Origin of the sequence: Micromonospora sp. NBC_01392 (assembly GCF_045040125.1) — a bacterium.
Lineage (GTDB): Bacteria > Actinomycetota > Actinomycetes > Mycobacteriales > Micromonosporaceae > Micromonospora.
Genome location: NZ_CP109549.1, coordinates 3,786,879 through 3,811,857, shown reverse-complemented (window position 1 = coordinate 3,811,857; position 24,979 = coordinate 3,786,879). Strand labels below are relative to the sequence as shown.

The following is a 24,979-nucleotide window of genomic DNA, read 5'->3' as shown; positions in this document are numbered from 1 at the left end:
CCGGGCTCTAATCCCCGAGCCGGTCCAGGTGGTTCAGCAGCGTCTCGATCTCGGCAGCCGGCGCGGATCCGGCACCGTGGAGCGCGTTGATGTCACGCCGCAGTCCCTCCAGTTGGCGCCGGGCCTCCGGCACGTCACCCAGGCCGGCGACGAGCATCGCGATCTGCTGCCGCAGCGGAAAGAGTTCGGGTGAGTCCGCGGGCATCACCTGCTGCTCGTCGGTGAGCAGGGCACGTAGCTCCCTCAACGCCTCGGTCGCCTCACCCAGTTCCGCCTGGCAGCTCGCCGCCTGTTGCCGGCACTGCCAGATCAGCTCTTCGTCCGGGACCGGACGTGCGGCAAGATCGACGATGAGCCGCTGGAACTCGGGTAGCGCCTGCCGGAAAGCGCCGGACAGGACATACAGGTTCGCCAGGTTGAGCCGCAGCTCCAGGATTCGAGGCTGCTTGGACCCGTGCCCTCTGCCAACCGGCCGCAACGCCGATTCGAGCAGTTCAGCGGCTTGCGTGAATCGTTCCTCCTCGGCGAGCGCCCAGACGCGGTCCTCCACCTCGGCCAGTTCGTCGAGCGACGGCGGCTCGACGAACTCCGTCGCAGCTCGCGGCCGGGCGATGTCGACGCGGGTGGGCGGCAGCGGCGACCGGGGTGGTAACGGCCCGAAGGGATAGCGGTACGGCATGGTCGGGTCGACGCGCTGCCCGTCCGCCACGGTCAGACCGATGTCGGCCGCTCTCTCGGTCGCGACCGCGCCGAACGGCGCCAGTAGCTCGTACACCTCGACGGCCGAATCCGGACGGTGCTGTGGGTCCTTGGCCAGCAGCCGGCCGAGGAGCTGCACCAGGACGTCCGGCACACCCGCCCGGTGGTTCGTGACGGAGGGGACCGGGTCGTTCAGGTGCCGGTGCAGCATCCCGAGCGGGTTGTCGGCCCGGTAGGGCGGCTGACCGGTGAGCAGCTCGAACAACACGCAGCCGAGCGCGTAGAGGTCGGCGCGCGGGCCGACGGCGCTGTTGAGCGCCTGTTCGGGGGCCATGTAGGTCGGAGTACCGAGCGTGTGCCCGGTGGCGGTCAGCCGGGGCACGTCCGGCCCGAGCAGGGCTGCCACGCCGAAGTCGAGCACCTTGACCGCGCCGGCGGGGGTGACCATCACGTTCTGCGGCTTCAGGTCGCGGTGCACGAGCGAGGCGGCGTGCGCCACCGCCAGCACCGAGCAGATCTGCGTACCGATGGCGGCGGCCCAGGGCACCGCCAGCCAGCCGCGCTCGGCGATCAGGTCGGACAGGAGCACACCCGGTACGAGCTGCATGACGATGTAGAGATCGTCGCCGTGGTGGCCGACATCGTGCACGCTCGGCACGCCGGGATGGTCCAGCCGCGCCGTCACTCTGGCCTCGCGGATGAACCGGTCGATGGCGGTGTCCCGGTCGCCTTCCGGCACGGTCAGCTTGCGTAGGAACTTGATGGCGACCGGTCGGTCCAGCTTCTCGTCGAAGCCCGCCCACACCTCCCCCATGCCGCCGTGTCCGACCGGATACGTCAGCTCGTACCGGTCGGCTACCCGCTCCTGCGCCTGCATGCGTCTCCCCTCGGCGCCCCGTCAGTTGCTCTGCGGCTTGGCCGGCTAGTACCGCTCGCCGTAGACGTCGGCCAGTTCCCGGTACGCCTCGCGGACGGCCTCGCCGGCACTTGGATCGTGAGCCGCGTTCTCGGCGGCCACGGCGGCGAGTTCCAGCGCGTCACGGATCCGGGCCAGTTCCGCCTCGGTCTCACCCCAGAGGCCGGACACGCGTCGCCGCTGCTCGGTCAACGCCTGGGAGACGCGGCTGCTCGCGTCACCGGTCGTGGCAGGCTGCTGCTGGCGGCGCAACTGAGTACGCAGTTGCTGACGACGGCTCAGCACGTCGCTCGCCTCCCAGAGCACCTGCGCCAGGAGTTCGGCGCCTTCCGTGCCGTCGACGACGGGGCTCACCCCGGGCAACGCGCGGCCGGCGCGTTCTGCCAGCTCGACCAGGTCGAGGAAGTCCTCGCGTTCCTCGCTGCCGGTCAGGGTGTGGTGCAGATTCGGGAAGGCAGCCTGGTCGGGGGCCTCCACCTGGGGCGGCGGCTTCTTCGACATGATTCCGGCGAGCCCGAGGGCCAGCAGGAGCGCCACCAGGAACAGCACGACCAGCACGGGTGCGCCAGAGCCGCAGAGCACGGCGGAGACGAGCATGGCGACGGCGCAGAGCACGATCACGCCGGGAACCTTGGAGGATTCCGGGCCAGCAGGGACCGCTCGCAGGTCGGTAATGCTGCCCCACTCATGCCGTAGGGGCGACCTGGTCACCTTGAGCGGCGCGAGCGCGGTCATGACGCGCGCCTCGTCCACGGCGATCCAGAGGTGGAAGGCGGGTTCGGACGGGGACAACCGTCCTCCTCTCGGCGGGTATTCAGTTAGGCGATGCCCTTGCGGCGGCGGATCATCTGGTACGCCTGTCGGCGCGCGAACTGGTTGAGTCGTGAGCGCAGGCTCTCGTCGTCGAGGTAGCGCTGCATCAGCTTGCCGTTGTCGTCGTGCCGGGACAGGATCACGTCCTCGATCCGCTTGTCGCAGACGACCCCGAAGTTGCTCTCGTCGTTGACCAGCGCGGCGGCTTCGAGGGTGCCGTCCTCGGCGAGGGCGACGATCTGCTGTTCGACCCAGACCTTGTCGGCCTCACCGAGCCCGATACCGAACCGGTCGTTGAACGCGTCGATCAGCTCGGAAAGCGCGACCTTCTCCGGGTCGTGCTGGGATCCGGCGCCGCCGCCGACGAAACCGGGCAGCATCTGCTCACCCTCGGGCGACAGCGAGGCATCGTGCTCACCGGTCTTGCTGACCCGCAGGTGGGTCAGCTGCACCTCGCCGATGTCGACGGACGGGTCCTGGCGGCGCGGCAGCCGGTTGAGCAGCGCCCGCCCATACAGGTAGAGCCGTTCCAGGTCCTCGTCGTGGTAGGGCACCACCTGGCTGAGGAACGCGTACATCCGGGTGTAGTCGCGCAGCGCGGACCGGAAGCCGTCCGCGGCCTCCGGGTCCTCGGCGGCCAGGGCCTCGAAGCGCTGGACGGCCGGCTCGGTGAAGCGGTAGAGCGCGGCGTGGGCCCGCTGGAGGCCGGTCTCGGTGGTCGCCTTCCGTTCCGCCGCGAGCAGCGCTTCGGCGTACGCCTGCATCTCGGACTGGACCAGCACCGGGTAGCAGGTGACCGCGTTCTGCGCGGTGTAGAGCAGGTTCGGGTCGGTGGGGGTGGTCGCGGCGGTCTCGAAGTATGGCTTGAACTGCTCGGCGATGTCGCCGGCCTCGTTGACGAAGTCCAGGACGAACACGTCACCCTGGTTCTTCAGCGGGTGGGTGCGGTTGAGCCGGGACAGGGTCTGCACCGCGGCGACATTCTTGAGCAGCTTGTCGACGTACATCGTGGTGAGCAGCGGCTGGTCGAAGCCGGTCTGATATTTCTCCGCCACGACCAGGATCTTGTATTCGGTGTCCTGCCTGGCCTTCGGCGTGCCGGCGTGCTTGTCGTCGGCGGCGGTGTAGGCGAACCGCATCCGCAGTTCCTCTTCGCTGAAGCCGTTGATCCTGGCCTCGGTGTGCTGGACGCCGTCCACCTCCAGGTCGCCGGAGAACGCCACCAGCGAGTCGCAGCCGACGTAGCCCTGCATGTCGACGTACTTCCGGATGGCGGTGTGCAGGCGGACCGCGGCCTCGCGCGAGCCGGTGACCACCATGGCCTTGGCGCGACCGCCAAGGCGCGGCGCGGCGTGCTTTCGGAAGTGCTCGACGATGATCTCCGCCTTCTGCGCCTGCATCGTGGGGTGCAGGCTGGCGAAGCGGGCGAGTTGGGAGCCAGCCTTCTTCGGGTCGACCTCCGGGTCGTCGGGGTTGGCGTTGGCCAGCTTCCAGTACGACTTGTAGGTCAGGTAGTTGCGCAGCACGTCGAGGATGAAGCCCTCGTCGATGGCCTGCCGCATCGAGTAGGTGTGGAACGGCTGCGGGTTGCCGGTGACCGGGTGCGGCGTGCCGAACAGTTCGAGCGTCTTCGGCTTCGGAGTGGCGGTGAACGCGAAGTATGACAGCGTCTCGTGCCGACCCCGCGCCAGCGCCGACGCGGTGAGCAGGTCACCCGACTCGTCGACGTCGTCGCTGCCGAGCTTGAGCAGCACCTTCTTCAGCGCGGCGGCCGAGTCGCCGGACTGCGACGAGTGCGCCTCGTCGACGACGACCGCGAACCGCTTGCCCTTGAGCCCCTGCACCTGGTTGAGCACGTAGGGGAACTTCTGCATCGTGGTGATGACGACCTTGGCGGTCTCACCCTGGAGCGCGGCGGCGAGCTGGGCGGAGTCCTTGTCGATGCGCTGCACCACACCGGGCACATGCTCGAACTGGAACACCGTGTCCTGCAACTGCCGGTCCAGCACCACCCGGTCGGTGATGATGATGACCTTGTCGAAGACCGGCTCGTTGGGCCGCAGCCCTTCCTTCGCGACGTCGGGCGCGGTGTGCAGACTCGACAGCCGGTGCGCCAGCCAGGCGATGGTGTTCGACTTGCCCGACCCGGCCGAGTGCATGACCAGGTAGTTGTGGCCCGATCCATGGCGGGCGGCATGCTCGGTGAGCTGGGTGACCGCGTGCCACTGGTGATAACGCGGGAAAATCAGCGCCTTGGATTCCTTGTCGTAGTGCAGGAACCGCCGGACCAGGTCCATGAAGACGTCCGGGTGCCAGATCTGCTCCCACAGGTAGGAGCTGCGGTAGCCGGCGCTGGTCGCCGGTGGGTTGCCGGCGCCGCCGGAGACGCCGGGCCCGTTAGACCCGGTGTTGAAGGGGAGGAATCGGGTCTTCTCCCCCGCCAGCTTCGTCGTGACGAAGACCAGGTCGGGATCCACGGCGAAGTGCACGAGGGTACGCCGAGCGAAGAGCAGTTCCTTCGGGTCGCGTGTCTTGCGGTACTGCTCCTTGGCGTCCTCGACGGTCTGCCCGGTGAGCGGGTTCTTCAGCTCGGCGGTGGCCAGCGGGATGCCGTTGACGAAGAGGACCAGATCGAGGGTGTTGTTGTTGCTCGTCGAGTAGGCGAGCTGGCGGGTGACGGTGAGGCGGTTGGCGCGGTAGAGGCTGAGCGCGTCGTCGGTGATGGCGTGCGCGGGTTTGAAGTAGGCGAGGCGGATCAGAACGCCCTTGTCCTTGACGCCACGACGAAGGACGTCGAGAGGGCCGCGCTCATCGATCTGCTTGGCGAGGTGCTGGGCGAACTGCCGCTGCGCCTGATCTGGGTCGTTCCCGTGGTACGCCAAAAGCTTCGCCCACTCCTCCGGCTGCGTCGCCCCGACGAAGGCGAGCAGTTCGGCGCTGTCCAGACCTAGGTGGCGCTGATAGTGGCTGCCCCTACCCCGCGCCCACCTGGAGTCGAGCAGCGATGCCTCGATGCCCATCTCGAACGACTGTTCCTGATTGACGGCGCTCATGCCCGCATCTCCGGAGCCCTCGTCACATCAACTTGCCCGGTCACCGCTGCCGTGACCAGTGCACGGCGACGCTCAGCAATTAGCTGCTGCTGACGCCCAATTGCTTTTGCAAGGACTTGCACTCTGATCGTTTCCAGTCGCATGCGTTGAACAAATTCATTTTGAGCACACATATCTGCGCGTGGGATTGGCCAGCCTTTAATATCTTCGCCGCGCAGTTTCACCATAGACAGAGAGGAGCCGCGAGCGGTTGCTTGAATAAGACCACGAACAAGTCCACCAAGCAGCACCTCAGCAACATATTCCGGCTGAGCCCCGTTCAATAGCCGCAGTCGGTAAATCAAGTCAGGAAGGAGTTTGCCCTTGACATCCCCTCTAGCCACCGCAACATCCCCAACCAGCTCGGGTGTATTGGCTCGCGTCACCAATAGATCACCCTCCCGAAGCTCATACCTAGCCAGAGAGCCGCCATCCGCAAGTCGCTTGTTCTCATCGGGCAAGAATTGCCCCCGCTTTATACTGCTGAGCTTCAGGACGCCCCACTCTCCCCCGGCGGCCGGAACAGCGTCACAGAGCGGACTTGCACCCTGCTCAACGGCAGAAATCATCCTTCGGAGCGGAATATCACCGTATCGGACACGAAGAGCGCCGATGCTTCTATCACGCACAGCACTAAGTCGCTCTTGAAGGAGGCTCAGGAGAGCGCTCTTGAGGGTGGCGACGTGATCAAGCAACTGAACTTCGACGTCAAGGAAATCCGCGATCTGACGCTGCCTACTAAAAGGAACGAAAGGCACTGGAGTCATAGACAATGGCTCCAGATTGAGCGCTCTAAACGTAGCTCCCCCGACTGACGCATGCCAATGCTGGCGCGCTTGTTGCCCTTGAAGCGCCCAGTACAGAAACCTCGGCTCTACGCCTCTGGCCGCAGCTACCCTAGCAGTACCTTGGGTCAGATTTGCTCCGTCCAACTCCCGGGGCACCACCATAACCTTGCCAAACGAGGGCCCAATAGAAATTACGAGATCACCAAATTTGACTGTCGATCTGCGGTATGCATGAGCGATTGCAGGGTCTGTCCGTAGCAGCCGGGATGGGCTTTCCACGCCTCGCGTCTCAGTCATATCAACAGGACGGATGTAAGGCACTCCGCCTGGATGATTCACGCCCGCCTGCACAATACCATAGGTAATGGGTCTAGCAGGATCGACAAATCGCTTCAGCGGAAGCGCAGCGTACGTCATCCAGCCACCTCGCCGAGCAACTCTTGAATCTCCGCTTCCAGGCTCTTGATTTCGGCATCTATGTCGACCAGAGAACGCGGCGGTGTGTATACATAGAAGTGTCTGGTGAACGGTATTTCGTATCCGATCTTGGTCTTGGTCTCATCTATCCACGCATCGGGGACGTGGGGCAGCACGTCGCGCTTGAGGTAGTCGTGGATGCCCTCGCCCAGTGGCACGTTTTCGTTGTCACGCAGGTCGGCGTCCGGCAGTGGGTTGCCCCTGCGGTCGGTCTGCACCTCCCCCTCCGGGTCGCTGACCGAAAACGACTCCCACACCGCCTTCTCCACGGCGGCCGGCAGCTTTCCCAGACCGTTCACCTTCATCGCAAACTCAGCCCGCGTCGCAGACGACGTGCCGATCAGCGACTTCGCCGACGCCAGCAACGACTCCCGCTCGGCGTACTTCAGCACCGCCCTCGCCTCAGCGAGCAACGCCACCGTCTCCTCGGTGACCTCGAACCGCAACCGCAGGGGGCGCTCGACCGTAATCCGCTGGTAGCCGAAGTCGGTGGTCTTGAAGACCTTCACCTTGGCGTGCTGCGGGTGCTGCGGGTCGTCCGCGATGGACAGCGCGTTCACATACGCCCGGGTCAGGTCGGCGATGTGCTCGTCGGTGAGCATCTTGCGCTTGTCGCCGAGGCTCTTGCGCATCTTCGTCCAGTAGTCGCGGCCGTCGAGCAGCACGACCTTGCGGGCCCGCGCCGGCTCCTTCCGGTTGGTGAGGATCCAGAAGTAGGTGGAGATACCGGTGTTGTAGAAGAGCTGGTCGGGCAGCGCGACGATGCCTTCGAGGAGGTCGTTCTCCAGGATCCAGCGGCGGATCTCCGACTCCCCCGAGCCTGCGGCGCCGGTGAACAACGGCGAGCCGTTGAAGACGATCGCCAGACGGCTGCCGCCATCCTCGGGACGCTTCATCTTCGAGATCATGTGCTGGAGGAAGAGCAGCGAGCCGTCGTTGATCCGGGGCAGGCCCGCGCCGAACCGGCCGGCGTGGCCACGGGCCGCCTCGTCCTTGACGAACTTCTCGACCTTCTTCCACTCGACCCCGAACGGCGGGTTGGCGAGCATGTAGTCGAACCGCTCGCCCTCGTGGCCGTCCTGGTTGAACGAGTTCCCGAAGGCGATCTTCGTCGGGTCGCCGCCCTTGAGCATCATGTCGGAGCGGCAGATCGCGTACGTCTCGCCGTTGAGTTCCTGCCCGTACACCTCGACCGTGGCGTGCGGGTTGTGCGCCTGGATGTGCTCCTGCGCCTCGGTCAGCATGCCGCCGGTGCCGCAGGCCGGGTCGTAGATCTTCCGGACGATGCCGGGCGTGACCAGGTCGTCCTCGTCGGGGGCGAGCAGAAGGTTGACCATCAGCCGGATGACCTCGCGCGGCGTGAAGTGCTCGCCGGCGGTCTCGTTGCTGATTTCCGAGAAGCGGCGGATCAGGTCCTCGAAGACGTAGCCCATCTGGTGGTTGGAGACCACGTTCGGGTGCAGGTCCACCTCGGCGAACTTGGCGACCACCTGATACAGCAGCCCGGCCTCGGCTAGCCGACTGATCTGCGTGTCGAAGCCGTATTTATCGAGCACGTCGACCGCGCCCGGCGAGAAGCCGCCGATGTAGGCGCGGAGGTTGACCGCGACGTGGTCGTGGTCGCCGAACGACGTCCTGAAGGAGAGCTTGCTCGTGTTGTAGAAAGGCAATCCGGCGGTGCGGCGCAGCACCGGATCGACGTTCTGCACGCCAGCATCCTTGAGCTGCTGGTGCCGGGCGAGCACCGCGTCCTTTGTCGGCTCCAACACGCAGTCCAACCGGCGGAGCACGGTCAAGGGGAGGATCACCCGGCCATACTCGGACTGCTTGTAGTCGCCGCGGAGCAGGTCGGCCACGGACCAGATGAAGTTGGCCAACTCTTGGTGCTTGGTGCTCACCAGGTTCCTTTCGATTGCCTCAAGGCAAGCAGTATGCCTGCCGCCCTGCGTCGTTCCAGTCGTACACTCGGCCGAGTTGATCAACCGACTGTCAGCGTGTCATTGCTGATGGAGGATGCGCGCCGGGCCGCCGGCCCCGCAGGCTTCCGCATCTGTCGTCGGATCGCTGCGCCACCGTCGGATATCTGACGAGAAGTGCATGCGGTGAGAAGTCATCGTCGTTCCCCATCGGGACGGACCGCGCCACGCGCCAACCCGTCGGCGGTCAGCCGCACCAGTTCCGCCCCGAGCGCCGCCGCCTGCCGCATCGCGGACTCGAACGCGTCCAGCCGCCGAAACGCCTCCCCGTACGCCCCCTGCTCGTCCCGCGACACCCGCCGCACCTGCGCCCGCCGCACGTCGAACCGCAGCGTCCCCGACAGACTCGACGCCTGCCGCTCGTTCGTCGACGTCCGCAACTGCCCGGCCAGGAACCACGCGTCGAGAACCGCCGGATTGGGCCGCAGCAGGTACAGACCCGGCCCCAGCAGCGCTCCCTCAGTACTCACCACGAGAGCGGTGAGCTGCCGGGCGATCACCGGCACGACCACGTCGCCGGGGACCAGGGGGATCTCCTGCCCGAGCGAGCCGCCGCGTGCCGAGGGCTCGCTGCGGGTGACCACGTCGGGCGCGGTGAGCACCGGCCGCCCGTCCCCGGTCGGCTCACCGCCGCCGCCGGGCACGCCCCGGATCGGGCCGAGGAGTTGCAGCGCGCCGGACCGGATCAGCTCGCCGACGGTGAGGAACCCGCTGCGAGAGTCCTCCGGCGCGGGCGTGACCTGCGGCATCAGCGCCGGCAGGTCCGCGACGACGGCGGCGAGGCGCTCCCGCGTGCGTACCAGATGTTCTCCGCTCGCCTCGCCCGCGACGGCGGGTTGGCGACGGGCGGGGGTTAGGTCGACGTCCTCGTCGAGCAGCTCGATGACGGGCACGGCACGGGCGTAGCCGGGCTCGTCGACGTCAGCGTCCGCGACGAACGCCCGCCAGGTGTCCAGGACGCGCGTCAGATCCGCGGCGTCGACCAGCAGCGTCCGCGCCGGGGGCGGCGCGTCGGCCGGCGGGCGTCGCAGCACCCACAGGTGCAGGGGTACGCCGTGCGGTGCCGCCGCCCCGGGCGGAAGCGCCACGACGGCGCGCAGTGCGCCGCGGCGCAGCAGTTCGGCGCGGATGCGCCGCCCGGCGCGGCGACCGGCGACGGTGGGCGGCATCAGGAGCACGGCGTGGCCGCCGGGGCGCAGGTGCGCCAGGGCGTGTTGGACCCAGGCCAGCTCGGGTTCGGTACGCGGGGTGGTGCCGACGATCCATCGGGGGTCGTGGCCGAGTTCGTCGTCGCCCCAGTTGCTGGCGCCGAACGGCGGGTGGCAGACCACCGCGTCGAAGGTGCGTCCCGGGTAGGCGTCGGCGCGCAGTGAGTCGCCGGTGCTCACCTCCCCCGGCACGTCGCGCAGGGCCAGCCAGAGTTCGGCGAGCTGGGCGAGGTCGCTGTCGAGTTCCTGCCCGTACGCGGAGGTACAGCCGGCGCGGGCGGCGGCGCGGAGCGTGGCGCCGGTGCCGGCGGCCGGGTCGAGCACGGCGCCGCCGCCGACGTCGGCGAGCCCGGCCATCAGGTCGGCGAGGTCGTCGGGGGTGGCGAACGCGCGGCCGGGGCCGGGGGCGGAGAAGCGTTGCCACAGCGCGTCGAAGGCGCCCTGCGGGCCGAGTTCGTCGGCGAGCGCGTCAACGTCGGGCAGCAGCGGTGTGAGCTGTGGGTCGGTGGACCGAGCGGGGCGTCGGCCGTGGTGCCGGGCGAGCAGTCGGGTGCCGACGGCGGCGAGACCAGCGGCCGGGGAGGTGCTGGTGGCGGCGAGGTGCCGCCAGAGCCGGTCGGCGGTGGCGAGGTCGGGGAGCTTGCCCTGGGCGTGCAGCCAGCGTTCGACTTGGGCGAGGTCGAACTCGGGGCTGGTCGCGCTGCCGCCGACGGGCGCGGGGAAGTCCTCGTGCCGTTTGCGCCAGTTGCTGACGGCGGCCCGGCCGACACCGGCGAGCCGGGCGATCTCCGCTGCGGTGATGGTCGGCGTCTCCTGCACGTTCGAAGTGTGCCACAGCCGTCAAGCGTCATGTCTGTTGACACAGTTCACGGACGATGTTCTCATTGAGCCCGTTGACACCCCTGCTCTCCACCGGAGTCCGTCATGCGCTTGAACAACCCCGACGACACCTACCCGACCACGGTCTACCGGCTCGCCGTGCCGCCCACCGCCGACGGCCTGGCTTCCGCGCTCCACGTCGACTACCTGCGGCGACACGGGTTCGAGCCGACGCCGCACCGGGTCGGGGACGCGCCGGCGATCCTGGTGCACGGCAGCGCCCCGCGCAGCCGGGCCGAGTGGTGCGGCGTGCTGTCCGGACTGGTCGGTACGGACGTGACCATCGGCCACAGCAACGGCGGCGGTGCGCTGCTGCTCGCCGTGGACGACCGGGCGTACGCCCTGACCTTCGGCACGCTGGGCCGGTTCATGGTCGAGCCGGAGCGGGTGGATCCCACGTTCGGGGTCTCCTTCGCCGTGCGGACCCTGAAGCCCGACGACATCCGCCAGGTCCGGCGGCGGGTGCTCGGCGCCAGTGGCCGCGTGGACCGCAGCCTCGTGCCGGGCGGTCAGCCCATCTGGAGGTACGCCATCGACAAGTGGGGCGAGATCGTCGGCCAGCTGTCCGGGCGGGTCGACAATCCGAACCTGACCGCGTGCCGGCGCGTCGGCGGGGCGGTGAAGGTCGAGGGCGGTGACGCGCTGCGCATCCCGCTCGGCGCCTCCCCGGAACGGCTCCTCGCCGACCTGCGGGAGATCGACCGGGTGTGCCGGCAGGAGTCGCCCCCGGCCGACCTGGAGTTCATCGAGCAGATCCGGCCGCTGCGACCCACCGACCCGCGACAGTCGGCGCTGGCCGACGAGCTGGACCGGCGGCTGGCGCTGGCGGAGCCGCCGGACCTCGGCGTCGCCGTGCCGGGCCGGCTCGTGGCCGACGTCGAGCACGTCGGGTCGTATCGGATCCGGGTGCCCCGCTCCGGGCGGCGCCCCACCTTGACCACGGAGCTGGACCTGGCCGCGATCCTCGCCCACACCACCGGAGCGCTCGACGGTGACCGGTGGACCGGGCTGCACGACGGCACGCTGACGCTCTACGCCGACACCGCCGGCACCGAGGAGCTGACGTCCACGCCGGTGTCCCGCTGGCTCACCGCGGAGGTGGCGGTCGGCGCCGGTCACCTGCTGCTCCACGAAGGCCGGTGGTACGAGATCGGCGCTCGGCACCGCGAGTTCCTGCGCGACGAGATCGCCCGTCTCCTGGACCGACCCCCGAGCGTCACGCTGCCGGCCTGGACCACCGCGCTGCCGAACGAGGACGCCTACAACAAGGAGGCCGCGAAGCGTCACCCCGGGCTGGTGCTGCTGGACAAGAAGCTCGTCCACACCCGCCAGCACCCCCGCGGGATCGAGGGGTGCGACCTGCTCGGCCCGAACGGCGAGCTGATCCATGTCAAGCGGGCGTCCGGCAGTTCCCCGCTCAGTCACCTCTTCGCGCAGGGCGTCACCTCGTACGACGCGCTGCGCTACGACGCCCGGGCGCGTACCCGGTTCCGTGACCTGGTGCGCGCGCAGCCCGGCGGCGTGGAATTGCCCGAGGACTTCCGTCCCCGCACGGTGGTCTACGCCATCGCGCTGAGCGCCGGCCGCACGCTCACCGTGGATTCGCTCTTCACGTTCGCGCAGGTCGCGCTCTGCCAGGCGGTGAAGACGCTGCGCGCCGAGGGCGTCGACGTCGAGGTCGTCGCCATCCCGCCCGCCTGACAGTGATCCGCGTCCGTCCTCATCGACCACTTCGGAGGCACCCGTGCGACCCGATGAGTTCCGCCAGGCCCTGAGCCTGCTTCCCGCCGCCCTGCACGACCGCGTCCGCCCGCTGCGCCGTCACGCCTTCCGCACCGGCTGCCCGCAGTGTCAGCGCATCGGCGACACGGTCGCGCTCGCGCTCACCGCGGCCCACTACGACCAGCTCGCCACGGCCGGCCAACTCCTCGACCGCACCGTCCGGCTGGCCGCCGAACACGGTGTCGCCTGCCGCCCCTGGCCCGACCAGGAATGGGGACGCGACCAGGAAGGGTGCCGGACGGGGGCGTCCGCGACCGATGCCGGCGGGGACAGCCGGGACGCTGGCCTCGGGTACGCCACCGGCGTCGGCCGGTCCGCCCTCCGTGCCCGAGGCGTGCGCCGGTCCGACGCGTCCCGGGTGCGGCGGGGCAGCCCGGTCCCGGTGTCTGGGCGGGCCGCCTCCGGCCCGCGCGGTTCGTCACCACGCTTGCCCCGGACCAGTACCGGATAGTTGGCTCGACGGCACGCTCGCATCGCCCTGAGCACCGACGATGAGTACCGCCGCAGGCGTGGTGCGGCCGGGTTCGAGGTGGTCAACGACGTGGTCCTCAACCAGGTGCTGGTCGGCTTCGGCGACGACGCGCGTACCGACCGGGTGGTGACGGCGGTGCAGGCCGACGGGACGTGCCGGGTGGGCGGGGCGACGTGGCGGGGCCGGCTTGACGGCGCACCATCAGGCTCACGTTGGACGGCTCGATCAGGAACTCTGGGCCCTCGATCCTCACTGACCTGGTCTCCCATTGGTCAGGGTTACGCTCACCGGCTCATCTGCCGAGCGGTCACGGTGCCGGCGGAATGGAGACCCCGTTCTCGTCGAGCAGCGAGCCGTCCAGCGCGCGATCCGTCTCGGCCGCGGTCAGCGACACGATCACGTCGCCGTCGCCGGTCGGGAAGCGGGTGAAGTTCAGCAGGACGAAGCCCAACCGCTCGTTGCCCCGTACGGCGTCGTTGAGGGGCCTGGTGTTCACGCCCTCGACGAGCCACCGGTAGAGCGGCTGCGCGTCCTCCTGCCGCCACCCCTTCAACCCGCCGTGGTGAACCGCCAGGGTCAGCTTCTCGGCCAGGTAGCCGGGATCGCAGACGCTGGTGATCGTCAGCTCGAGTTTCTCGAACCGGTGTCCCGCCGCGAAGCGCCACAGGGCCTGCACCTTGCGAACCCCCGGGGTCAGCGGCCGGCCGACGAACATCCAGTGGTACGCGTCGAGGGCGGGTGCGCGGTCCTTGAGCCAACCGTTTCTGTCCCGCTCCGAGACGACCCAGGGCGCCGGGATCTCGTTGAACTCGTCGGTCCACATGATCTCCGGGATCTCCCAGGCCGCCAGCCAGGACCGCACCTGCTCCCGGTTGGCCACGAACTTCGCCCGCAGGTCGGGTTTGGACGTCATCGATCACTCCCGTGGTCCCAGTCGAGGCCCCAGACCCGGACGTTGCCCTGGTGGTCCCCGGTGACGATGGTGCGGAAGGAGGCGTCGGCACGGATCGCGTTCACCCGGACGGGGTGCCCGTGCAGCGATCGGGTCCGGCGCCGGGAGCGGAGGTCCCAGACGTCGACGGTCTCGTCCCCGCCGTCGCCCGCCACGGCGAATCGGCCGTCGGAGGACACCGCCACCTCCTCGGTCCCGTAGCGGAGATCGGGCTCTTCGAGGGCCCGTCCGTCGAAGACCACCTCTCCGGTCGCGGCGTGCCACACCACGAACCCCGCCATCCCGGCGAGGACGGCGAGGCGACGGGAGTCGGCGAAGGCCAGGTCCGCCGACGAACTGTGCCTGAGCCCGTCGAGGTGGTACAGCGGGCGCCGGCGCCCCGGCCGCCACGCGGTGAGGCGGGTCATCTCGGCCAGCAGCAGCACGCCGGAGGCGAAGCGGACCTCGGTGTGCGAGTGGACGTCGGGGAAGGTCCGCACCACCTTCCCGGTGTCGATCGACCGGACCTCCACGCTTGTCGCGTCGCCCGTCCGCAGGTGCACCGCGATCGAGCGGGACTTCTCGTCTGCCGTGACGCCATGGATCGTCCCCGCACCGGTGCGGATCTTCGCGACGCATGTCGCATTCTCCAGCGACCACACCGTCGCCAGCCCGTGTCCGAACCCGACCGTCAGCAGATCGCCGGAGATGTCGAACGTCGTCTCCCCCTCGTCGCGGGGCAGGGCGCCGGCGACCTTGAACCGCGGCTCGAACGTCGCGGTGTCGTGGCACGCGACCGACCCGTCCGCGTAGCCGATCAGCAGGTCGCGCCCGGCCCGGGTGAAGTGCAGGCTGCGGGCGGGGTTCCGCTTCTCGACCACCGATCCCGCCTTCGCCAGCGTCTCCAGGTCGACGATCTCGACCTCGTCGACGTTCGCGGGAAAGGCGAACAGTCGCCCGGAGTCGCTGACGTCGAACGCCCCGTGGGCGAGCATCACGTCGGACAGTTCCTGCTCCACCCAGATGCCGGCCAGTCCGGTGCGGCGCCGCCCACGGCCCGCGTCGCGGGCGGCCCGCCGGAGCCGGGGATGGCGCTCGAAGCCGGGGATGGTCCTGGCCGCACGGACGGCGTCGGTCGCGCGCTGGCCCTCCCCGGCCACGATCATTTCTTCGATGCGTACCATGGCCTGCTCGAACGCGCGTTCCTCGGCGGCGAGGGCACCGACCGGGCGAGGCGGCGCGTACGCCCAGGGGGCGAGATGTCCGGACAGCGGCATCGGGAGGCGCGACAGCGAGGTCCGGCCGCGGTGGGCGTCGCGTTCGGCGATGACGGCGTATCCGCAGTCGCCGCTGAACGCGGTCGCGTCCCGATGCGATCCGCGCGTCCAGTCCTTCGGAAAGGTGCGGACGCAGCGGCGGATGGCCAGTTCCAGGACCTGGAGGTCGCCGGTTCCGGGGTCGAGCAGGGCCCAGCCGGCCCGACCCGAGACGCCGAGCACGTCGTGTCCGACGAGCCAGGGAACGTCCCACCGACGCGGATCGTCCCAGACCCGCATGTCCGCCGTCATCATGGACCGGAAGCCGAGCCGCAGGACGATCGACCCGTCCGTCGCCAGGGCGATCCTCCGGCCGTCGTCCATTCCGTCCGACGGCATCTGCAGACCCCGCATCCTCGTCCGCCGCAGAGGCCACCACTGCTCGACCCGGCGATCGGCGTCGGGGCGGCCCAGTGAGGCGGAGACGCACACCTCGGCGTCCCGGGCGAGGATCACCCGGGTGACCCGACCCTCGTGGGGTCGAAGGTCGGCGACCGGCTCCCACGTGCCGGTGCGGTGGACGAGGACCCGACCGTCGGCGGTGCCCACGGCCGCGAAGCCGCCCTCCGGGCTGAGCGCCACGGCTGTTCCACCGTCCAGCCGGCCTTCGAGGTCGGCGGCGCCGTCCGTGAGGCGCCACCGCTCGACCCTGGTGTCCTGGTAGCAGACGAGGACCCACGCTCCGGCGTGGTCGATCGCGACGTCGACGGGTGTCCGACCGGCGTCGGCGAGTTCGCTGACCACCCGGCCGGCGAAGGCGTCCCAGATCCGGACCCGGCCCGACACCTCGGCCACCACCACGTGCGTCGCGTCATGGTCGCAGGCCATCGCCACGACCTCGCCGGAGAACTGCCCGAACGTCTCGAGTGTGCCCCGCGGCGTCAGCCGGGCACAGCGCTCGCGCGCGGCGGTGATCTCGGGTGCGCCCGGATGCTTCCGGTCCGCCTCGGCCAGGTGCCGTGCCGCGAGGACGCCGTCGCCGCGTTCCAGGTGGACCATCGCGGCGAGGTGGTCGGCCTCCCACGAGTCTCCGGTGGCGCGTAGTTCCGACAGCAGGGTCGCGTCGCTGACGAGCCCGTCGGCCCACCTGGTGAGCCCGTGGTTGTAGACCGCGCGGACATTGTGCGGATCGATCGCCTTCGCCTGCTCGAACAGCTCGATCGCCCGGCGCTGCTCGCCGAGGTCCCACAGTGACAGCGCCTTGTTGGACAGGCCGTCGGCCTTCAACGACGGCGGAACCTGGTGGGAGCGCGGGTAGGGGCTACCCGTGCGGTCCGCGTACACGGCGGTGAGGACGGCCTCCGCCTCGGCGGCGTCGTTGATCCGCGACCGGGGATCGCGCGCGAGGCAGCCCGCCAGCAGGTCACGCAGTGCCGGCGGGAGATCGGCGCGCAGCCCCGCCAACGCGTCTGCGCCGTCGTGGCCCCACTTCCAGAGCCGACGCCCGTGGATCAGCTCGATCACCGTCAGCGCCCAGGACCACAGGTCGCTGGCCCGACCGATCCGACCGTCCGGATCGACCTGCTCGGGGGAGCAGTACTGCGGCGTGAGTCCGCCGAGCGTCGCGTACGCGGTCTCGGCGGAATCCTGCGGATCCTGCGGGGCGTGCGCCTTCGCCTTGGCCGTGCCGAAGTCGGTCACCCGGGCCGTCTCGCCGTCGTACATGATGTTCGAAGGTTTGATGTCCTGATGCACCAGGCCCGCCGCGTGGGCGTGCCCGATGCCGCGTAGCGTCTGGATCGCGACGTCGAGCGCCCGCGGGAGGTCGCGGCAGCGACCCTCCCGCACCGCCGCGGTCAGGTCGCCGCCCGCGACCCATTCGGAGAAGATCACCGGGTACGCGCCGACGCGCCGCACGTAGGCGCAGCCGACCACGTTCGGATGGGGATCGAGATCGGTCCAGGCCTGTGCCTCCTGAGCGAGCAGGTCAAGGATGCCGGACGCCGTGGCCAGCTCGGGTCGCGGCGTCTTCACGGCCAGGTCGACGTTCCACCCGAGGTGACGGGCGCGGTACACGAAACCCATGCCGCCGGTCTCGACCACCTCCTCGATGCGGAACGTGTCGAGGACGGTCTCCCCCGGCCGCCACCGGATCACCTCCCCCGCGTCCACCCCGAAGCCCTAGTCAGCGAGCGCCACGTAGATCGGGCTGCCCAGCAACGCGCCGTTCGGTCCCGACTTCTCGGCCAGCCGCTTGGCGATGAACTCGACCGGTTGTGTCGGCCCCGGGAGCCCGTCCCCGATCTGTGCCAGGGCCTCGTGAAGGCGCTCGTCGTCGAACTCGCCCGGCTCCGGACGCAGTTCCTGAAGCTTGCGGAACAGGTAGGGCGGGACCGATCCGACCGGTTCGGCGTCGCCGCCGCCGACCACGTGCGACGCCGAGCCGCCCAGCACGATGACCTGGTCGTCGAGCGTCCCCGCGAAGACCACGATGCCGGCGGTGGGGAACACCTGCCAGCGCATCGGCAGGCAGGCCTGGAAATAGGGACCCGACTCGAACGCGGTGCCGATCTGGTCGGCGTCCTGGAGGTGCCGGATCACCTTCTCCAGCTTGTCGAGGTCGTGGCGCTCCGGCCGGACCGCCTTGCGGCTGTAGCGGACCACCTTCAGATCCACGGCCAGTTCGGTCTCGTGCTGAGTGGAGGGGGCGACCTGCGCCGCGAGGAGCCCGAGCTTGAGGTGCGACAGGTAGAGGTAGTACTTGAGGGTCAAGGCACGCTCCGATGGGAGGGAGATGGCCGGCTCCAGCCTACGTGGCGCATGCTCGCGCTGCCGCCCCCTGCGATGACGTCCGGACCGTCACCGGATCACCGACCGACGACTGTGGTCGATGAACGGCGCGGGCGAGGTCGGCGAGCGCCGTACGAAGTGACCAGGGTCGTCGGGTGGGCTACGGCGGTCGGTGTGCACCCACCGGATGGTTGACTCGACGGCATGGCCCGCATCGCGTACGACGACACCGACGCGGCAGCGTTCGCCTCGACCCGTCACCTCACCGACGACAGCCTCACCGCGTGGCGACAGGCCGTCGCGCGCCACCTCGCCCCACAGCCGGGCAGGCGACTGCTCGACCTGGGTGCCGGCACCGGGAACTGGGCCCATGCGTTCACCACCTGGTTCCCCGGCCTCGACGTCGTCGCCGTAGAACCGTCCGCGGCCATGCGCGCCCGCGCCACGTTCCGGCCGGCCCTGGCCGGCGACGCAGTGGCCATCCCGCTCGGCGACGACAGCGTCGACGGCGCGTGGCTCTCCACCGTGGTCCACCACGTGTCCGACCTCGCCGCCGCGGCGCGTGAGCTGCGCCGGGTCGTGCGGCCCGGCGGACCGGTGCTCATCCGGTCGGCGTTCGCCGGCCGGCACGCGGCGATCACGTTGTTCCGCTACTTCCCGGAGGCCGTGCGCGTGCTCGACACGTACCCCGGTGTCGCCGAGGTCGGGTCGGCCTTCGCCGGCGCCGGCTTTCCCACCGCGTCCGTCGAGCCGGTCCCGCAGGTCACCGCGCCGTCGCTGCGGGAGGCGGCGGTCACGCTGCGCCGGGAGGCGCACACGCCGCTTCAGTTGATCACCGATGACGAGTACGCGGCCGGCGTCGCGCGCCTGCGGGAGGCCGCCCGGGCCGACACCGGGCCGGTGGTCGACGAGTTGGACCTGCTGGTCGTGCGCTGATCACCGCTGCTTGAGTCGTTTCCGCTCTCAGCTCGACAGTGGCGGGCCGGCACAGTCCGACGCCGGGCCGAAACGGGGCCTGACATGACGGAACGCTAGCCGACCTCCGGGTCGGCCAGGTGCAGCGACAGGACCTTCGCGGTGCCGACCGCCAGTTCCCGGTCGAGCACCTGGTCACGGGGCACGAACACCATGGCCTGCCCCTCGCCGAGCACCACGTCCTCCTGCCGGGCGTCCGTGGTGCCGCGGAAGACGTACACGGTGACGGCGTGCGGGAAACCTTCCTCGTACGGTCGGGGGCCGCTCCACAGCAGGCGCAGGTCGCCGGCGGTCAGGCCGGTCTCCTCCCGCAGCTCGCGGCGGGCGGCCTGATCGGGTGTCTCGCCGGGCTCGATGCTGCCGCCGGGGAGGCTCCACCGATACGGCGAGACGGGTGCGTTGCCGTCGCGGTGCTGCATGAGGATCGCGCCGGTCGGGTCGACGAGCAGGACGAGCGCGACGTCGTAGCTGGTCATGCGCGGAGCATGGCACGGCGCACCACTTTCGTCCAACGTGGGCGAAAGTTGCGCCGGAGAAGCAGAAAGCTATGGACATATAGACATACCTTTTGTAGCGTCGGCCGCATCTGAGACCGGCGAAAAGGAGAACGTCATGTGTTACGGATTCGACGGGGAGGGCGCGCTGCGGCAGTCCCTCGACCGGCGCAACCTGCTACGCGGCTCGCTGGCGGCGCTGGCCGGCGTCGGGCTGGCCAGCGGGCTCGGCGCGACCGCGGCTCAGGCCGGCGGTGGACACCAGCACGGCCGGCGGCACGTGCCGAAGGAGCTGATCAGCCTCCAGCTCTGGACGGTCCGCGACGCGCTCAACGGCGCACCCGGCTACGACGCGACGCTGGCCCACCTGGCCCGCGTCGGCTACCCGCGGGTGGAGCTGGCGCTCGGCTACTTCGGCCGCACCGCGAAGGAGCTGCGCCGCTTCCTCGACGGCATCGGCATCCGGGCCACCTCCAGCCACGACGGGATCGCCACCGACGCCGCCGCGTTGGAGCAGAAGATCGCCAACGCTCGTACGCTGGGCCAGCGGTTCATGGTGGTGCCGTACCTGAACTCCGACCGCGAGGACGACTGGAAGCGCTGGGCGGAGCAGATGAACGTCGAGGCCGCCGCCGCGCGCCGGGCCGGCCTGCGGTACGGCTACCACAACCACGCGCACGAGTTCACCATCGACTTCGGCAACGGCCGGCGCCCGTGGGACGTGCTGACCGAGGAGTTGGACCCGCGTCTGGTGCACCTGGAGATCGACCTGTACTGGGCGGTGACCGGTGGCATCAACTCGGGTGAGGGCGTCGACGACCCGGAGGGCTTCGCGCTCGACGTCATCCGCTGCGCGCCGCAGCGGGTGCTGCAGTACCACGTCAAGGACCGCGACCCGGTCACCGGCGACATGGCCGACCTGGGCACCGGGATGATCGACTTCGCCCGGATCTTCCGCCGGCACCAGGTGCTGGAGTACATCGTGGAGAACGACACCCCGGACGTGACGCCGCAGCGGACCGCCGAGGTCGGCTACCGCTACCTGCGCCGCCTGACCTACTGACACGGCGCATGGGCGATCGCGGTGAACGCGGCGGGCCTGCTCACGCGCCCACCTTGGCGGTGCTGGCGCGCAGGACCACCTCGCCGCTCAGGCGCAGGATCCGCCGGCGACGGGTGGTGTTCTCGGTGAGCGCCAGCTCCATCACCTTCTCGCCGATCTCGCGCAGCGGCAGCGCCACGGTGGTCAGCGGCGGGGTGAGGTCGCGGACGATCGGGATGTCGTCGAACCCGGCGACGGACACGTCACCGGGCACCGACAGCCCGTGGTCGCGCAGCGCCGCGTACGCGCCGATGGCCATCACGTCGGTCACCGCGAACACGCAGGTGGCGTCCAGTCCTCGGGTGAGCAGGTCGGTCATCGCCTGGTAGCCGCCGTCGCGGGTGAACGGCCCCTCGATCACGTCTGCCGGGTGGAGGGTGACGCCGGCGGCGGCCAGCTCGTCCCGGAAGCCGCCGAGCCGGTCGATGACGGTGGTGAGCGTCCGGGGGCCGGAGAGCACCGCGAAGCGGCGGTGACCCAGCTCCAGCAGGGCGCGGGCCATGGCGGCGGCGCCGGCCCGGTTCTCCGGCAGCACGCTGTCGACCTTGAGGTTGCGGTGTCGGCTGACCACGGCGACCCGGCCGCCGCCGTCGAGGTAGGGCTTCAGCTCGGCCTCCATGGCCCGCTCCCAGCGGGTGTCCTCGAAGCCGGAGCCGATCAGCAGGATGGCGGGGGCGCGTTCGGCGCGCAGCATCGACACGTACGCGATCTCGCGTTCCGGGTCGCGGAACGTGCTGGCCAGCATGACCAGCAGGTCGTTGGCGCCGGCGACCCGCATGACGCCGCCGGCGACGGCGGCGAAGTAGGGGTCGGTGACGTCGTGACAGATGACGCCGACGGTGCGGTGGGAGGCCCCGGCCAGCGCCCGGGCGTGCGCGTTCGGGGTGTACGCGAGTTGCGCGGCGGCGGCCAGGACGCGGTCACGCAGGTGCGGGGTGACCCGCATGCCGTTGAGCGCGCGGGAGGCCGTGGCCAGCGAGACGTCGGCGGCCCGGGCCACGTCCTCCAGGGTCACGTGCGTCCGTGGCGGCATCGATCTCCCCCCTGCGGAACGTCTTGACCGGCCGGTTTCGGCGTGGCTACCGTACCTTCTGAAAGCGCTTACTGAAAACGCATTCAGGAGCGGGACCACCATCCGGAAGGACACACGTGGAGCGCACGTCTATCGGGATCATCCTCAACGGCGTGACCGGGCGGATGGGCTACCGGCAACATCTGGTCCGGTCCCTGCTCGCGATCCGGGAGCAGGGTGGGCTGCCCGCCCGCGACGGCAGCCGGATCTGGCCGGAGTTGACCCTGGTGGGCCGCAACGAGGCCCGACTCGCCGAGATCGCCGCCCGGCACGGGCTCACCTCGTACACCACCGACCTGGCCGCGGCGCTCGCCGACGACCGCCACCAGATCTACTTCGACGCGCAGGTGACCGCCCAGCGGGAGAAGGCGATCCGGGCGGCGATCGAGGCCGGCCGGCACGTCTACACCGAGAAGCCGCTCGCCGAAGGGGTGGACGGGGCGCTGGAGCTGGCCCGGCTCGCCACCGACCGGGGCGTCCGCAACGGCGTGGTGCAGGACAAGCTGTTCCTGCCCGGCCTGCGCAAGCTCAAGCGGCTGGTCGACGGCGGGTTCTTCGGCCGGATCCTGTCGGTGCGCGGCGAGTTCGGCTACTGGGTGTTCGAGGGCGACTGGCAGGACGCGCAGCGGCCGAGCTGGAACTACCGCGCCGAGGACGGCGGCGGCATCACCGTCGACATGTTCCCGCACTGGCACTACGTGCTGGAGCAGCTCTTCGGCCGGGTCACCGCCGTCACCGCGGTCACCGCCACGCACGTCCCGGAGCGGGTCGACGAGAACGGCGTCACCTACCCGGCGACCGCCGACGACGCCGCGTACGGGATCTTCGAGCTGGCCGGCGGCGTCATCGCGCAGATCAACTCCTCGTGGGCGGTCCGGGTGTACCGGGACGAGCTGGTCGAGTTCCAGGTCGACGGCACGCACGGCAGCGCGGTGGCCGGGCTGCGGGACTGCCGCATCCAGCACCGCGGCGCCACCCCGATGCCGGTGTGGAACCCGGACCTGCCGGTCACCGAGCCGTTCCGCGCCCAGTGGCAGACCGTGCCGGACAACGCCGACTACGACAACGGCTTCAAGGTGCAGTGGGAGGCGTTCCTGCGGCACGTCGTGGACGACGAACCGTTCCCGTGGGACTTCCTGGCCGGCGCGCGCGGCGTGCAGCTCGCCGAGGCCGGGCTGCGCTCCGCCCGGGAGGGGCGGCGGGTCGAGATCGAGGAGATCGACAGGTGACCGTCCGGATCACGCTGCCCACCCCGGGCGGCGGCACCGAGACGCGGACGCTGCGGGAGCCGGCCGGCTGGCAGCGGCCGGCCGCGCCGCCGGCCAGCCGGATCGCGTACGCGGCGGCGCACGTGGTCGCCGACCCGTACGCCGACAACGCCCCCGACGCGCCCGCCCGGCTGGACTGGGACGCCACCCTCGCGGTCCGGCGTGACCTGTGGTCGTGGGGGCTCGGCGTGGCCGAGGCGATGGACACCGCGCAGCGCGGCATGGGGCTGGACTGGGCGGCCACCCGCGAGCTGATCCGGCGCAGCGCCGCCGAGGCCGCCGCCTGCGGCGGGCGCATCGTCGCCGGGGCGGCCACCGACCAGCTCACCGGCGTGCCCGACACGCTCGACGAGGTGGTCACCGCGTACGCCGAGCAGGTCGCGTTCGTGCAGGAGTGCGGCGCGGTCGCGGTGGTGATGGCCAGCCGGCAGCTCGCCGCGCTCGCCACCGGCCCCGACGACTACCGGCGCGTCTACCAGCAGGTGCTGGGCGCCAGCGGCGCACCGGTGGTGCTGCACTGGCTCGGAGACATGTTCGACCCGGCGCTCGCCGGCTACTGGGGCTCGACCGACCTGGACGACGCCACCACGACGTTCGTCGCGCTGGTGCGCGCGCACGCCGACGTGATCGACGGCGTGAAGGTGTCGCTGCTCGACGCCGGCCGGGAGGTGCGGCTGCGGGAACTGCTGCCACCCTCCGTGAAGGTCTACACCGGCGACGACTACCACTACCCCGAGCTGATCGCCGGCGACGGTGAGCGGTCCAGTCACGCGCTGCTCGGCGCGTTCGCGGCCATCGCCCCGGCCGCGTCCGCCGCGCTGCAACGGCTCGACGCCGGGGACCCGGCCGGCTTCCGGGCGGTCCTGGACCCGACCGTGCCGCTGTCCCGGCACGTGTTCGCGCCGCCGACGCGGTACTACAAGACCGGCATCGCGTTCCTCGCCTGGCTCAACGGCCGGCAGCCCGGCTTCACCATGGTCGGCGGCCTGCACGGCGGGCGCGGCGTACCGCACCTGGTGGAGACGTTCCGGCTGGCCGACGCCGCCGGGCTGCTGCTCGACCCGGAGCTGGCGGCACACCGGATGCGCGGGTACCTCGACGTGGCGGGGGTGACCGGATGACCGCCGATCCGCGGCTGGCGAAGCTGTCGCTCAACCAGCGCACCACCGAACGCTGGTCGGTCCGGGAGGCGGTCGACGGCTGCGTCCGCGCCGGCATCCCGGCGATCGGGCTGTGGCGCGAGCCGGTCGCCGAGATCGGCGTACCGGCCGCCGCGTCGCTCGTCGCGGACGCCGGGCTACGCGTGTCCTCGCTGTGCCGGGGCGGTTTCCTCACCGCCGCCGGCGGGGCCGCGCGGGCCGAGGCGCTGGCCGACAACCGGCGCGCCATCGACGAGGCGGCCGGTCTCGGCACCGACTGTCTGGTACTGGTCGTCGGCGGCCTGCCGCCCGGCTCCCGCGACCTGGTCGGCGCGCGGGCGCGGGTCGCCGACGCGCTCACCGAGCTGGCCCCGTACGCGGGCGAACGCGGCGTGCGCCTGGCGCTGGAGCCGCTGCACCCGATGTACTGCGCCGACCGGGCGGTGCTGTCCACGCTCGGGCAGGCGCTCGACCTGGCCGAGGCGTTCCCGGTCGACCAGGTCGGCGTCGTGGTGGACACGTTCCACGTCTGGTGGGACCCGGACGTGTGGCGGCAGATCGCCCGCGCCGGGGCCCGGATCGCCAGCTTCCAGGTGTGCGACTTCCTCACCCCACTGCCGGCCGACGTGCTGCTCGGGCGCGGGATGATGGGCGACGGGCACATCGACTTCCCGCCGCTGCGCCGCGCCGTGGCGGCGGCCGGCTACACCGGGGACACCGAGGTGGAGATCTTCAACGCCGAGGTGTGGGCGACCGACCCGGATCAGGTCGTCGCCACCATGGCCGAGCGCTACGTCGAGCTGGTGCTGGCCGACTGACGCGCGCACGAGTCCGGCCTGTCGGACGAAAC

The 24,979-nt window shown here is 70.4% G+C and carries 18 protein-coding genes and 1 pseudogene; 7 read left to right on the top strand and 12 right to left on the bottom strand.

Going from position 1 to position 24,979, the window contains the following annotated elements; translation table 11 throughout:
• Positions 1-7: 7 nt before the first annotated feature.
• The 7 genes and pseudogenes from OG767_RS16420 to OG767_RS16390 all read right to left on the bottom strand — a co-directional run bounded on the left by OG767_RS16420 (position 8) and on the right by OG767_RS16390 (position 10,788).
• The gene (locus OG767_RS16420) at positions 8-1,576 is read right to left on the bottom strand and encodes a protein kinase domain-containing protein (RefSeq protein WP_405089346.1); all 1,569 of its coding nucleotides are present in this window, start codon (positions 1,574-1,576) and stop codon (positions 8-10) included.
• A 45-nt stretch (positions 1,577-1,621) separates the two neighbouring features.
• Positions 1,622-2,407 carry a hypothetical protein gene (locus OG767_RS16415; RefSeq protein WP_405089345.1) on the bottom strand — a complete coding sequence of 262 codons (786 nt, stop codon included), beginning with the start codon at positions 2,405-2,407 and terminating at the stop codon, positions 1,622-1,624.
• 26 nt (positions 2,408-2,433) lie between these two features.
• The gene (locus OG767_RS16410; protein ID WP_405089344.1) at positions 2,434-5,481 is read right to left on the bottom strand and encodes a type I restriction endonuclease subunit R; all 3,048 of its coding nucleotides are present in this window, start codon (positions 5,479-5,481) and stop codon (positions 2,434-2,436) included.
• On the bottom strand, positions 5,478-5,906 hold the full coding sequence (locus OG767_RS16405; protein ID WP_405094363.1) for a hypothetical protein: 429 nt from the start codon (positions 5,904-5,906) through the stop codon (positions 5,478-5,480). Before OG767_RS16405 ends, OG767_RS16410 begins: the two co-directional genes overlap by 4 nt.
• 330 nt (positions 5,907-6,236) lie before the next feature.
• Positions 6,237-6,725: pseudogene (locus OG767_RS16400) on the bottom strand (hypothetical protein); the annotation flags it as partial.
• Positions 6,722-8,683 (bottom strand): N-6 DNA methylase, encoded by a 1,962-nt coding sequence (locus tag OG767_RS16395; protein WP_405094232.1) that lies wholly within the window; start codon positions 8,681-8,683, stop codon positions 6,722-6,724. The pseudogene OG767_RS16400 and the gene OG767_RS16395, both read right to left, overlap by 4 nt.
• A gap of 212 nt (positions 8,684-8,895) precedes the next feature.
• A complete protein-coding gene (locus tag OG767_RS16390) occupies positions 8,896-10,788 on the bottom strand; it encodes an N-6 DNA methylase (RefSeq protein ID WP_405089343.1) in 1,893 nt (630 codons plus the stop codon).
• 105 nt (positions 10,789-10,893) lie between these two features.
• Here OG767_RS16390 and OG767_RS16385 point away from each other — a divergent pair, with 105 nt between their 5' ends.
• The gene (locus OG767_RS16385; protein ID WP_405089342.1) at positions 10,894-12,549 is read left to right on the top strand and encodes a DUF6119 family protein; all 1,656 of its coding nucleotides are present in this window, start codon (positions 10,894-10,896) and stop codon (positions 12,547-12,549) included.
• Positions 12,550-12,592: 43 nt separating this feature from the next.
• Positions 12,593-13,081: a hypothetical protein gene (locus OG767_RS16380; protein ID WP_405089341.1), complete on the top strand. Its 489-nt coding sequence runs from the start codon at positions 12,593-12,595 to the stop codon at positions 13,079-13,081.
• A gap of 328 nt (positions 13,082-13,409) precedes the next feature.
• On the opposite strand, the gene OG767_RS16375 is transcribed toward OG767_RS16380, so the two are convergent.
• Genes OG767_RS16375 through OG767_RS16365 form a run of 3 tightly spaced genes read right to left on the bottom strand, consistent with a single transcriptional unit; the run spans position 13,410 to position 18,061 of the window.
• Positions 13,410-14,015, bottom strand: coding sequence for a hypothetical protein (locus OG767_RS16375; RefSeq protein ID WP_405089340.1), 606 nt, complete (start codon positions 14,013-14,015; stop codon positions 13,410-13,412).
• Entirely contained in the window at positions 14,012-17,461 is a 3,450-nt protein-coding gene (locus OG767_RS16370; RefSeq protein WP_405089339.1) for a WD40 repeat domain-containing serine/threonine protein kinase, read from the bottom strand. The genes OG767_RS16375 and OG767_RS16370 overlap by 4 nt, the downstream gene beginning before the upstream one ends.
• Before the next feature lie 9 nt (positions 17,462-17,470).
• Positions 17,471-18,061, bottom strand: a complete 591-nt coding sequence (locus OG767_RS16365; RefSeq protein ID WP_405089338.1) for a DUF7019 family protein — start codon at positions 18,059-18,061, stop codon at positions 17,471-17,473.
• Positions 18,062-18,283: 222 nt separating this feature from the next.
• Between OG767_RS16365 and OG767_RS16360 the strand changes: the two genes are divergently transcribed.
• Positions 18,284-19,015, top strand: a complete 732-nt coding sequence (locus OG767_RS16360) for a class I SAM-dependent methyltransferase (protein ID WP_405089337.1) — start codon at positions 18,284-18,286, stop codon at positions 19,013-19,015.
• 95 nt (positions 19,016-19,110) lie between these two features.
• Here OG767_RS16360 and OG767_RS16355 read toward each other — a convergent pair whose 3' ends face one another.
• The gene (locus OG767_RS16355; protein WP_405089336.1) at positions 19,111-19,530 is read right to left on the bottom strand and encodes an NUDIX hydrolase; all 420 of its coding nucleotides are present in this window, start codon (positions 19,528-19,530) and stop codon (positions 19,111-19,113) included.
• A 136-nt stretch (positions 19,531-19,666) separates the two neighbouring features.
• Between OG767_RS16355 and OG767_RS16350 the strand changes: the two genes are divergently transcribed.
• The gene (locus tag OG767_RS16350; RefSeq protein ID WP_405089335.1) at positions 19,667-20,611 is read left to right on the top strand and encodes a sugar phosphate isomerase/epimerase family protein; all 945 of its coding nucleotides are present in this window, start codon (positions 19,667-19,669) and stop codon (positions 20,609-20,611) included.
• Positions 20,612-20,651: 40 nt separating this feature from the next.
• Here OG767_RS16350 and OG767_RS16345 read toward each other — a convergent pair whose 3' ends face one another.
• On the bottom strand, positions 20,652-21,683 hold the full coding sequence (locus OG767_RS16345; RefSeq protein WP_405089334.1) for a LacI family DNA-binding transcriptional regulator: 1,032 nt from the start codon (positions 21,681-21,683) through the stop codon (positions 20,652-20,654).
• 116 nt (positions 21,684-21,799) lie between these two features.
• On the opposite strand from OG767_RS16345, the gene OG767_RS16340 reads away from it, so the two are divergent.
• The 3 genes from OG767_RS16340 to OG767_RS16330 are packed head-to-tail and all read left to right on the top strand — an operon-like array spanning position 21,800 to position 24,947.
• Positions 21,800-22,951 carry a Gfo/Idh/MocA family protein gene (locus OG767_RS16340; protein ID WP_405089333.1) on the top strand — a complete coding sequence of 384 codons (1,152 nt, stop codon included), beginning with the start codon at positions 21,800-21,802 and terminating at the stop codon, positions 22,949-22,951.
• Positions 22,948-24,111, top strand: coding sequence for a dihydrodipicolinate synthase family protein (locus OG767_RS16335; protein ID WP_405089332.1), 1,164 nt, complete (start codon positions 22,948-22,950; stop codon positions 24,109-24,111). Before OG767_RS16340 ends, OG767_RS16335 begins: the two co-directional genes overlap by 4 nt.
• Positions 24,108-24,947: a sugar phosphate isomerase/epimerase family protein gene (locus tag OG767_RS16330; protein ID WP_405089331.1), complete on the top strand. Its 840-nt coding sequence runs from the start codon at positions 24,108-24,110 to the stop codon at positions 24,945-24,947. The genes OG767_RS16335 and OG767_RS16330 overlap by 4 nt, the downstream gene beginning before the upstream one ends.
• Positions 24,948-24,979: the final 32 nt, after the last annotated feature.